Source organism: Paraburkholderia phymatum STM815 (genome assembly GCF_000020045.1).
Lineage (GTDB): Bacteria > Pseudomonadota > Gammaproteobacteria > Burkholderiales > Burkholderiaceae > Paraburkholderia > Paraburkholderia phymatum.
On sequence record NC_010622.1, the window covers coordinates 3,181,454 to 3,192,560 of the forward strand.

The following is an 11,107-nucleotide window of genomic DNA, read 5'->3' on the forward strand; positions in this document are numbered from 1 at the left end:
ACGTAGGTCTGGGCCGCTCGCGAGGGGCGAATGCCCAGACCCGGGCACATACTGCTAGATGCAATCCTCGATTTTACTCGATGATCTTGGCGACGACACCTGCGCCGACGGTACGGCCACCTTCGCGGATGGCGAAGCGCAGACCTTCTTCCATCGCGATCGGAGCGATCAGCTTCACCGTGATCGACACGTTGTCGCCCGGCATGACCATTTCCTTGTCCTTCGGCAGCTCGATCGAGCCCGTCACGTCCGTCGTACGGAAGTAGAACTGCGGACGGTAGTTGTTGAAGAACGGCGTGTGACGACCGCCTTCGTCCTTGCTCAGCACGTACACTTCAGCCGTGAAGTGCGTGTGCGGCGTGATCGAACCCGGCTTCGCCAGAACCTGGCCACGCTCCACGTCTTCACGCTTCGTGCCGCGCAGCAGGATACCGACGTTGTCGCCTGCCTGGCCCTGGTCGAGCAGCTTGCGGAACATTTCCACGCCCGTGCACGTCGTCTTCACCGTCGGCTTGATACCGACGATTTCGATTTCTTCGCCGACCTTGATGACGCCGCGCTCGACGCGGCCCGTCACCACCGTGCCACGACCCGAGATCGAGAACACGTCTTCCACCGGCATCAGGAATGCGCCATCAACTGCGCGCTCCGGCGTCGGGATGTACGTGTCCAGCGCGTCGGCCAGATTCATGATCGCCACTTCGCCCAGCTCGCCCTTGTCGCCTTCCAGCGCCAGCTTCGCCGAACCCTTGATGATCGGCGTGTCGTCGCCCGGGAAGTCGTACTTCGACAGCAGTTCGCGCACTTCCATCTCGACCAGCTCGAGCAGCTCCGCGTCGTCGACCATGTCGCACTTGTTCAGGAACACGATGATGTACGGAACGCCAACCTGACGCGCCAGCAGGATGTGCTCACGCGTTTGCGGCATCGGGCCGTCAGCGGCCGAGCACACCAGGATCGCGCCGTCCATCTGCGCTGCGCCCGTGATCATGTTCTTCACATAGTCAGCGTGGCCCGGGCAGTCGACGTGTGCGTAGTGGCGGTTAGCCGTTTCGTACTCGACGTGCGCCGTGTTGATCGTGATGCCGCGTGCCTTTTCTTCCGGTGCCGCGTCGATCTGGTCGTAGGCCTTTGCTTCGCCGCCGAACTTCGCGGTCAGCACCGTCGTGATCGCTGCCGTCAGCGTGGTCTTGCCGTGGTCAACGTGACCGATCGTGCCGACGTTCACGTGCGGCTTGGTCCGTTCGAATTTACCTTTAGCCATGTTTCTCTTCTTTCAAAAAAGTTGTTCGATGAATGACTATGCGAGGTCTTACTTCGACTTCGCGTTGATGATCGCTTCCGACACGTTACGCGGCGCTTCAGCGTAGTGCTTGAATTCCATCGTGTACGTTGCGCGGCCTTGCGTCAGCGAGCGCAGCGACGTCGAGTAGCCAAACATCTCCGACAGCGGAACTTCGGCGCGGACGATCTTGCCGCCGCCCACCATGTCTTCCATGCCCTGGACGATACCGCGACGGCCCGACAGGTCGCCCATCACGTTGCCCATGTAGTCTTCAGGCGTTTCCACTTCCACGGCCATCATCGGCTCGAGGATAACCGGGCTCGCCTTGCGCATTGCTTCCTTGAACGCCATCGAACCAGCCATGCGGAACGCATTTTCGTTCGAGTCTACGTCGTGGTACGAACCAAAGGTCAGGTGAACCTTGACGTCGACGACGGGGAAGCCTGCCAGCACGCCGGCTTTCAGCGTTTCCTGGATACCCTTGTCGACTGCCGGGATGTATTCACGCGGAATGACACCACCTTTGATCTCGTCGAGGAACTCGTAGCCCTTGCCCTGCTCGTTCGGCTCAAGCGTAATGACAGCGTGACCGTACTGGCCGCGACCGCCCGACTGCTTGACGAACTTGCCGTCGACGTCCGCTGCCGTGCTGCGGATCGTTTCGCGATACGCGACTTGCGGCTTGCCGACCGTTGCCTCGACGTTGAACTCGCGCTTCATCCGGTCGACCAGGATTTCGAGGTGGAGTTCGCCCATGCCCGAAATGATGGTTTGGCCAGATTCTTCGTCCGTTTGAACGCGGAACGACGGATCTTCCTGAGCGAGGCGGTTCAGCGCCATGCCCATCTTTTCCTGGTCGGCCTTCGTCTTCGGCTCGACGGCCTGCGAAATCACCGGCTCCGGGAACACCATGCGTTCCAGAACAATCGGGTTCGCCGGATCGCACAGCGTGTCGCCCGTCGTCGCTTCCTTCAGGCCCACGGCAGCAGCGATGTCGCCTGCGCGCACTTCCTTGATTTCTTCGCGCTGGTTCGCGTGCATCTGCAGGATACGACCCAGACGTTCCTTCTTGTCCTTCGTCGCATTCAGGACCGTGTCGCCCGAATTGACGACGCCCGAATACACACGGAAGAAGATCAGTTGACCGACGAACGGGTCCGTCATGATCTTGAATGCGAGTGCCGAGAATTTCTCGTCGTCCGATGCGCGGCGCTCAGCCTTTTCACCGTTTTCGAGTTCGCCCGTGACCGGGGGAATGTCGATCGGCGACGGCAGGAAGTCGAGCACGGCGTCGAGCATGCGCTGCACGCCCTTGTTCTTGAACGCGGTACCGCACAGCATCGGCTGAATTTCGCAAGCGATCGTACGGTCGCGCAGACCCTTGATGATTTCCGCTTCGCTCAGTTCCCCCGACTCGAGGTACTTGTTCATCAGTTCTTCGCTCGACTCAGCCGCGGCTTCGATCATCTTTTCGCGCCATTCGTTGCACGTGTCGACGAGTTCTGCCGGGATGTCTTCGTACGAGAACTTGGTGCCCTGGGACGCTTCGTCCCAAATGATCGCCTTCATCTTCATCAGGTCGACGACGCCCGTGAAGTTCTCTTCGGCGCCGATCGGCACAACGACGGGAACCGGGTTCGCCTTCAGACGCAGCTTGAGCTGGTCGTAAACCTTGAAGAAGTTAGCGCCGGTACGGTCCATCTTGTTGATGAACGCGAGACGGGGCACCTTGTACTTGTTAGCCTGGCGCCACACCGTTTCCGACTGCGGCTGCACGCCGCCCACTGCGCAATAGACCATGCATGCGCCGTCGAGCACGCGCATCGAGCGCTCGACTTCAATCGTGAAGTCGACGTGACCCGGGGTGTCGATAATGTTGATGCGGTGCTCGGCGCGGTCGCCTGCCATGCCCTTCCAGAACGCCGTGGTAGCAGCGGACGTGATCGTGATGCCACGCTCCTGTTCCTGCTCCATCCAGTCCATGGTGGCGGCGCCGTCGTGCACTTCACCGATCTTGTGGTTCACGCCGGTATAAAACAGGATGCGCTCGGTCGTCGTCGTCTTGCCGGCGTCGATGTGAGCGCTAATACCGATGTTGCGGTAGCGCTCGATAGGAGTCTTGCGAGCCACTTTGATCCTCTATTGGGATGACACGATGGAAATATGTCCATCGCGCCCTAACACAAACGGGCGAGGCGCTTTGTAAGCGCACCCGCCCGGAATTCTTTCCGCTTTACTGCCAACCCGGGACGGGATGCTTAGAAACGGAAATGCGAGAACGCCTTGTTGGCTTCTGCCATCCGGTGAACTTCGTCGCGCTTCTTCATTGCGCCACCACGGCCTTCAGCCGCTTCCGACAGTTCACCAGCAAGACGCAGAGCCATCGACTTCTCGCTGCGCTTCTTCGCGGCTTCACGCAGCCAACGCATCGCCAATGCCATACGACGCGACGGACGCACTTCGACCGGAACCTGATAGTTCGCACCACCAACGCGGCGGCTCTTCACTTCGACCACCGGCTTGACGTTGTTGAGCGCTACCGTGAACACTTCCAGCGGGTCCTTGCCACCCTTGGTCTGGATCTGTTCGAAAGCGCCGTACACGATGCGCTCGGCAACCGACTTCTTGCCGGAGAGCATCAGCACGTTCATGAATTTTGCTACATCAACGTTACCGAACTTCGGATCCGGCAACACTTCCCGCTTGGGGACTTCGCGACGACGCGGCATGTTTCTTCCTTTAACTTTTCAGTTGGAGCAGTTCTTCTGCCCCGCGGCCACCAACTAACCCGATTCATCCATGACGACTTACCAGCCTGGTCGGGTGACCACTTACTCGACAGCACCGGCTATCCGGCACCACCGCTTAACCGCTCTTGCGAGCGACCTGTTACTGCTTGACCGGCTGATTACTTGCCAGCCTTGGCACGCTTCGCGCCGTACTTCGAGCGAGCCTGCTTACGATCCTTGACGCCCTGGGTATCCAGGGAGCCGCGAACCATGTGGTAACGCACACCCGGCAAGTCCTTCACACGGCCGCCGCGAATCAGCACGACCGAGTGCTCCTGCAGGTTGTGGCCTTCACCACCGATATACGAAATGACCTCGAAGCCGTTCGTCAGACGAACCTTGGCGACCTTACGGAGTGCCGAGTTCGGCTTCTTGGGCGTCGTGGTGTACACACGGGTGCACACGCCGCGACGCTGGGGGCAGTCCTGCAAAGCCGGGCTCTTGCTCTTCGTCGTTTCCGACGTGCGGCCTTTGCGAACCAGTTGATTGATGGTTGGCATTGTTTATTCCTGAAATTGAACAAAATCGACGTGTTCGTTTCTGGGCAAAGCAAAAACGAACGCGTTTTTGACTGCTTTCTGACTACTGCTGAGTTCCAGCCCGACCGAATCGGCGACGTGCTTACGCCGTGCGCAACCCTGCCGAGAACCGGAACCTAGCATCATATTCCGAAAATCGTAAGCGAGTCAACAGGTTGCGTGGATTTGAAAGAGCTGAGCGGGATGTCGATGTCAATCCGCGGCGACGACTTCAAGCAGTTCGTCGCCGAAACGGTCGAGCTTACGCGCGCCCATGCCGGGAATGTGCCGCAGATCGTCGAGCGATTCAGGGCAATTCCGCGCAATTTCCGCCAAGGTCGCGTCGTGGAAGATGACGTAGGCCGGGACGCCATCGCTTTTCGCCGTCTCGGTGCGCCATGTGCGCAGCCGATCCCACCGAGCGCGCTCGCGCGCGTTCATGCCAGCCGTCGGGTCGGCGCGCTCGCTGGTGCGACCGGACGACTGTCGCGTCCGCACAGGCTTCACGTAACGGCGCATGGTCACGGTCTGTTCGCCCTTCAGGACCGACTTGCTAATTTCTGTCAGCACAAGCGAGCCGAATCCCTCGTGATCGACGGTGAGAAATCCGAATGCCACCAACTGGCGAAACACTGCGCGCCATTCATGCTCGGACAAAGCCGCGCCAATTCCAAACGTACTCAGCTTCTCGTGACCGCGCTGCAGAATCTTCTCGGTGCGATTGCCGCGGAGAATGTCGATCAGGTGTCCTGCGCCAAAGTGGATTCCGCTCGCGCGCTGCGCGCGGAATACGCACGAGAGCGCCATTTGCGATTCGCGCGTCGCGTCCCACGACGCTGGCGGCTCGAGGCACGTATCGCAGTTGCCGCACGGCTTGCCTTCTTCGCCGAAGTAGGCGAGCAGCCGCACGCGCCGGCACGAAGCCGTTTCGCACAGGCCGAGCAACGCATCGAGCTTGCCCGTTTGCACGCGCTTGTGCGCGTCGTCGGCTTCGGATTCGTCGATCATCTTGCGCTGCTGCACGACGTCGCCGAGTCCGTAAGTCATCCACGCGTTTGCAGGTAAACCATCGCGGCCTGCGCGACCGGTCTCCTGGTAATAGCCTTCGACGCTCTTCGGCAAGTCAAGGTGCGCGACGAAACGCACGTCCGGTTTGTCGATGCCCATGCCGAACGCAATCGTCGCGCACATCACGATGCCTTCTTCGCGCTGGAACATTTCCTGGTGCTTTTGACGCACCTCGAATTCCATTCCCGCGTGATACGGCAGCGCACGCACGCCCTGCGTCTTCAACCAGTCAGCCGTCTCTTCGACCTTGCGGCGCGACAGGCAATACACGACGCCTGCGTCGGTCGTGCCGTCTGCACGCGAGTGTTCCGCGCGGATGAAGTCGAGCAGTTGCGAGCGTGCATTGTCCTTTTCGACGATCCGATAGCGGATGTTCGGCCGGTCGAAGCTCGACACAAACACACGCGCGGCGTCGAGTGCGAGCCTGTGAATGATTTCGTCGCGCGTAATCGCGTCGGCGGTCGCGGTGAGCGCGATGCGCGGCACCGATGGAAAACGTTCGTGCAGGACGGAAAGCTGAATGTATTCGGGGCGGAAATCGTGCCCCCATTGCGACACGCAATGTGCTTCGTCGATCGCGAACAGGCCGATGCGCGTGCGCTCGAGCAGATCGAGAAAGCGCGGCGTCATCAGACGCTCTGGCGCCACATACAGCAAATCGATTTCGCCCTCGCGCAGTGCACGTTCCGTCGCAGCGGCTTCGGCGCCCGACAGGGTCGAATTCAGGTACGCCGCGCGGACGCCAACTTCCGTCAGCGCCGCCACCTGATCCTGCATCAGTGCGATCAGCGGCGACACGACGATGCCCGCCCCCAACCCCGCCTCACGCCTCACCAGAGATGGAATCTGATAACACAGCGACTTGCCGCCGCCCGTCGGCATCAGCACCAGACAGTCGCCGCCCGCCGAAACATGTTCGACGATTTCGCCTTGCTGCCCTCGAAACGCGGGATAACCGAAAACTTCGTTGAGGATCTGGAGCGGACGGGACATGAAGGAGAGCGAGAAGAGCGCGTAACGGGTGAGTCGAATTTTACCAACCCCATCGCGTTTCGCCCTGTCTTTGTCGTGCAACCGGCCAATCTTCAGAGTCCAGACGGGATAAGAAAAATACAGGCGAAAAAAAACCGCCCGGTCGAAACCAGGCGGTTTTGCCAACCGAGAACGAGATAGCGGCTTGCGCCGCCAGCCCGCTTACTCGTTGGTATGCGGCGTTTGCTCGGCAGCCGGGGTTTCCGGCGTACCGAACTCGAAGGCCTCTTCGGCAGCGATCTGGTCGAAACGCTCGCGGTCCGCCATTTCCTTCGTCTTGCGCGCCTTATGGAACGCGAGACCCGTACCGGCCGGAATCAGACGGCCCACGATCACGTTTTCCTTCAGGCCACGCAGATCGTCGCGCTTGCCCATGATCGCAGCTTCCGTCAGCACGCGCGTCGTTTCCTGGAACGATGCCGCCGAGATGAACGAATCGGTCGAAAGCGACGCCTTCGTAATACCCAGCAGGATGTTCTCGTACGTCGCCGGACGCTTGTCTTCCGCGTTCATACGGTCGTTTTCGTCGAGCATGTCCGACCGCTCGACCTGTTCGCCCGGGATGAAGCGCGTATCGCCGTTGTCCGTGATCTGCACACGACGCAGCATCTGACGCACGATCACTTCGATGTGCTTGTCGTTGATCTTCACGCCCTGCAGTCGGTACACGTCCTGCACTTCGTCCACGATGTAACGCGACAGCGCTTCGATACCCTGCAGACGCAGGATGTCGTGCGGATCAGCCGGCCCGTCGACGATCATTTCGCCCTTGTTGACGACCTGACCATCATGCACCAGAACCTGCTTTTCCTTCGCGATCAGGAACTCGTGCTGGTTGCCCTCGAGGTCCGTGATAACGAGACGCTGCTTGCCCTTCGTGTCCTTACCGAACGACGTCGTACCCGTGACTTCCGCCAGGATACCTGCGTCCTTCGGCGAACGTGCTTCGAACAGTTCCGCCACACGCGGCAGACCACCCGTAATATCGCGAGTCTTCTGCGCTTCAGTCGGGATACGTGCGAGCACTTCACCCACCTGAACCTGCTGGCCGTCCTTCACGGTGATCAGAGCGCCGACCTGGAAGCCGATCTGAACCGAGTGCTCCGAGTTCGGGATCTTGACTTCTTCGCCGTTCGCGTCGAGCAGCTTCACCTGCGGACGCACGCTCTTCGACGATTGCGAACCGCGGCGCTTCGCGTCGATCACGACCAACGTCGAAAGACCCGTCACGTCGTCGATCTGCTTCGCGACCGTCACGCCTTCCTCGACGTTTTCGAACTTCACCGTACCGCCCCACTCGGTGATGATCGGACGCGTCAGCGGATCCCACGTGGCCAGCTGCGTGCCTGCCTTGATCTGGGCACCGTCGAGTTGCAGCAGCGTCGCGCCGTACGGCACCTTGTGACGCTCGCGCTCGCGGCCGTGATCGTCGGTGATCAGCGCTTCGCCCGAACGCGAGATGACGATCTGCTCGCCCTTCGCGTTCGTGACGTAACGCATCGTCGCCGTGAAACGCACGGTACCGTTCGACTTCGCTTCGACCGACGACGCCACTGCCGCACGCGATGCCGCACCACCGATGTGGAACGTACGCATCGTCAGCTGCGTGCCCGGCTCACCGATCGACTGTGCAGCGATCACGCCGACTGCTTCACCGACGTTCACCAGCGAGCCACGGCCCAGGTCGCGGCCATAGCACGATGCGCACAGACCGTAACGCGTTTCGCAGGTGAGCGGCGTGCGCACTCGCACTTCGTCGATGCCCAGACGCTCGATTTCTTCGACAGCCGATTCGTCGAGCAGCGTGCCCGATTCGTACAGCGTCTCTTGCGTTTCCGGATTGACGACGTCAGCCACAGCCACGCGGCCGAGAATACGGTCGCGCAGTGCTTCGACGACTTCACCGCCTTCGACCAGCGCCTTCATCGCGACGCCTTGCGACGTGCCGCAATCGTCTTCGACCACGACGAGATCCTGCGTCACGTCGACGAGACGACGCGTCAGGTAACCGGAGTTCGCCGTCTTCAGTGCCGTATCAGCCAGACCCTTACGTGCGCCGTGGGTCGAGATGAAGTACTGCAACACGTTCAGGCCTTCGCGGAAGTTCGCCGTAATCGGCGTCTCGATGATCGAGCCGTCCGGCTTCGCCATCAGGCCGCGCATACCGGCCAGCTGACGGATCTGAACTGCCGAACCACGCGCACCCGAGTCAGCCATCATGTAGATGGAGTTGAACGACTCCTGACGCGTTTCGTTGCCGTCGCGGTCCGTCACCGGCTCCGTCGACAGCTGCTCCATCATCGCCTTGCCGACCGCTTCCGACGTCGCCGACCAGATGTCGACCACGTTGTTATAGCGTTCCTGCGCGGTGACGAGACCCGACATGTACTGACGGTCGTATTCCTTCACCTTCTTCGCGGCGTCCCCGACGATCGTTTCCTTCTGCGGCGGCACGAGCATGTCGTCGACGCAGATCGAAATACCGGCCCGCGTTGCCAGGCGGAAGCCCGACTGCATCAGCTGGTCGGCAAAGATCACCGTTTCGCGCAGACCGCACTTGCGGAATGCCGTGTTGATCAGACGCGAGATTTCCTTCTTCTTCAGCGGCTTGTTCAGCACCGAGAAGGGCAGGCCCGGCGGCAGGATTTCCGACAGGATCGAGCGGCCAACCGTGGTCGCGTACAGCGAAATCTTCGGCACGAACGCCGGCGCGCCTTCCGACTTGTCTTCGTTGTGGACCATTTCCGTGATCCGCACGTTGACGCGCGACGCCAGTTCGACTTCCTTGTTCTCGTAGGCGCGCAGCACTTCCGACACGCCCGTGAACGTCATGCCTTCGCCCTTGCCGTTGATCGCTTCACGCGTCGCGTAGTACAGGCCGAGCACGATATCCTGCGACGGCACGATCGACGGATCGCCGTTGGCCGGGAACAGCACGTTGTTCGACGCCAGCATCAGCGTGCGCGCTTCCATCTGCGCTTCCAGCGACAGCGGAACGTGAACAGCCATCTGGTCACCGTCGAAGTCGGCGTTGAACGCGGCGCAAACGAGCGGGTGCAGCTGGATTGCCTTACCTTCGATGAGCACCGGCTCGAAAGCCTGAATGCCGAGACGGTGCAGCGTCGGTGCGCGGTTCAGCATCACCGGATGTTCGCGGATCACCTCTTCAAGGATGTCCCACACCACCGGCGTCTGATTCTCGACTTCCTTCTTCGCAGCCTTGATGGTTGTCGCAACGCCCATCACTTCCAGCTTGTTGAAGATGAACGGCTTGAAGAGTTCGAGCGCCATCAGCTTCGGCAGACCGCACTGGTGCAGCTTCAGCGTCGGGCCGACCACGATGACCGAACGGCCCGAGTAGTCGACGCGCTTGCCCAGCAGGTTCTGACGGAAGCGACCGCCCTTGCCCTTGATCATGTCGGCCAGCGACTTCAGCGGACGCTTGTTCGCGCCCGTCATCGCCTTGCCGCGACGGCCGTTGTCGAGCAGCGAATCGACGGCTTCCTGCAGCATCCGCTTTTCGTTGCGGACGATGATTTCAGGCGCCTTCAACTCGAGCAGACGCTTCAACCGGTTGTTACGGTTGATCACGCGGCGATACAGGTCGTTCAGGTCAGAGGTCGCGAAGCGGCCGCCGTCCAGCGGAACCAGCGGACGCAGTTCCGGCGGCAGCACGGGCAGCACTTCGAGAATCATCCACTCGGGCTTGATGCCCGAACGCTGGAAAGCCTCGAGCACTTTCAGGCGCTTCGCGTACTTCTTGATCTTCGCTTCCGAACCGGTGTTCTTCAGCTCCGAACGCAGCGTTTCGACCTGTTCGTCGATGTTGATCGCCCGCAGCAGTTCGCGCACGCCTTCCGCGCCCATTTCAGCGCGGAACTCGTCACCGTACTCTTCGACCTTATTGTAGTAATCCTCTTCCGTCATGATCTGACGCGCCTTTAGCGGCGTCATGCCCGGATCGATCACCACATATGCTTCGAAGTACAGCACGCGCTCGATGTCGCGCAGCGTCATGTCGAGCACCATGCCCAGACGCGACGGCAGCGACTTCAGGAACCAGATATGCGCGACGGGCGAGGCCAGTTCGATATGGCCCATGCGTTCGCGGCGCACCTTCGCGAGCGTCACTTCGACGCCGCACTTCTCGCAGATCACGCCACGGTGCTTCAGGCGCTTGTATTTGCCGCACAGGCATTCGTAGTCCTTGATCGGACCGAAAATCTTCGCGCAGAACAGGCCATCCCGCTCCGGCTTGAACGTGCGGTAGTTGATCGTTTCCGGCTTCTTGACTTCGCCGAACGACCACGAACGGATCTTGTCGGGCGAGGCCAGACCGATCTTGATCGCGTCGAAAACTTCTTCCTGTTGGACTTGCTTGAATAGATCGAGCAGAGCTTTCATTGCTTTCTCTC

Annotated in this window: 6 protein-coding genes; all 6 read right to left on the minus strand. The window is 60.6% G+C overall.

The genetic code is table 11. The features are described from left to right. Window positions 1-73: 73 nt before the first annotated feature. The 6 genes from tuf to rpoC all read right to left on the minus strand — a co-directional run bounded on the left by tuf (window position 74) and on the right by rpoC (window position 11,096). A complete protein-coding gene (gene tuf, locus BPHY_RS14440) occupies window positions 74-1,264 on the minus strand; it encodes an elongation factor Tu (RefSeq protein ID WP_012402197.1) in 1,191 nt (396 codons plus the stop codon). Window positions 1,265-1,312: 48 nt separating this feature from the next. After that, complete coding sequence (fusA, locus tag BPHY_RS14445) at window positions 1,313-3,415, minus strand: elongation factor G (protein WP_012402198.1); 2,103 nt, start codon at window positions 3,413-3,415, stop codon at window positions 1,313-1,315. A 128-nt stretch (window positions 3,416-3,543) separates the two neighbouring features. Further along, window positions 3,544-4,014, minus strand: coding sequence for a 30S ribosomal protein S7 (gene rpsG, locus BPHY_RS14450; RefSeq protein ID WP_006053291.1), 471 nt, complete (start codon window positions 4,012-4,014; stop codon window positions 3,544-3,546). A gap of 179 nt (window positions 4,015-4,193) precedes the next feature. After that, the gene (rpsL, locus tag BPHY_RS14455) at window positions 4,194-4,574 is read right to left on the minus strand and encodes a 30S ribosomal protein S12 (protein ID WP_006053290.1); all 381 of its coding nucleotides are present in this window, start codon (window positions 4,572-4,574) and stop codon (window positions 4,194-4,196) included. Window positions 4,575-4,805: 231 nt separating this feature from the next. Continuing rightward, window positions 4,806-6,653, minus strand: a complete 1,848-nt coding sequence (gene recQ, locus BPHY_RS14460) for a DNA helicase RecQ (protein WP_012402199.1) — start codon at window positions 6,651-6,653, stop codon at window positions 4,806-4,808. Window positions 6,654-6,854: 201 nt separating this feature from the next. Next, window positions 6,855-11,096, minus strand: a complete 4,242-nt coding sequence (rpoC, locus tag BPHY_RS14465; protein WP_012402200.1) for a DNA-directed RNA polymerase subunit beta' — start codon at window positions 11,094-11,096, stop codon at window positions 6,855-6,857. Window positions 11,097-11,107: the final 11 nt, after the last annotated feature.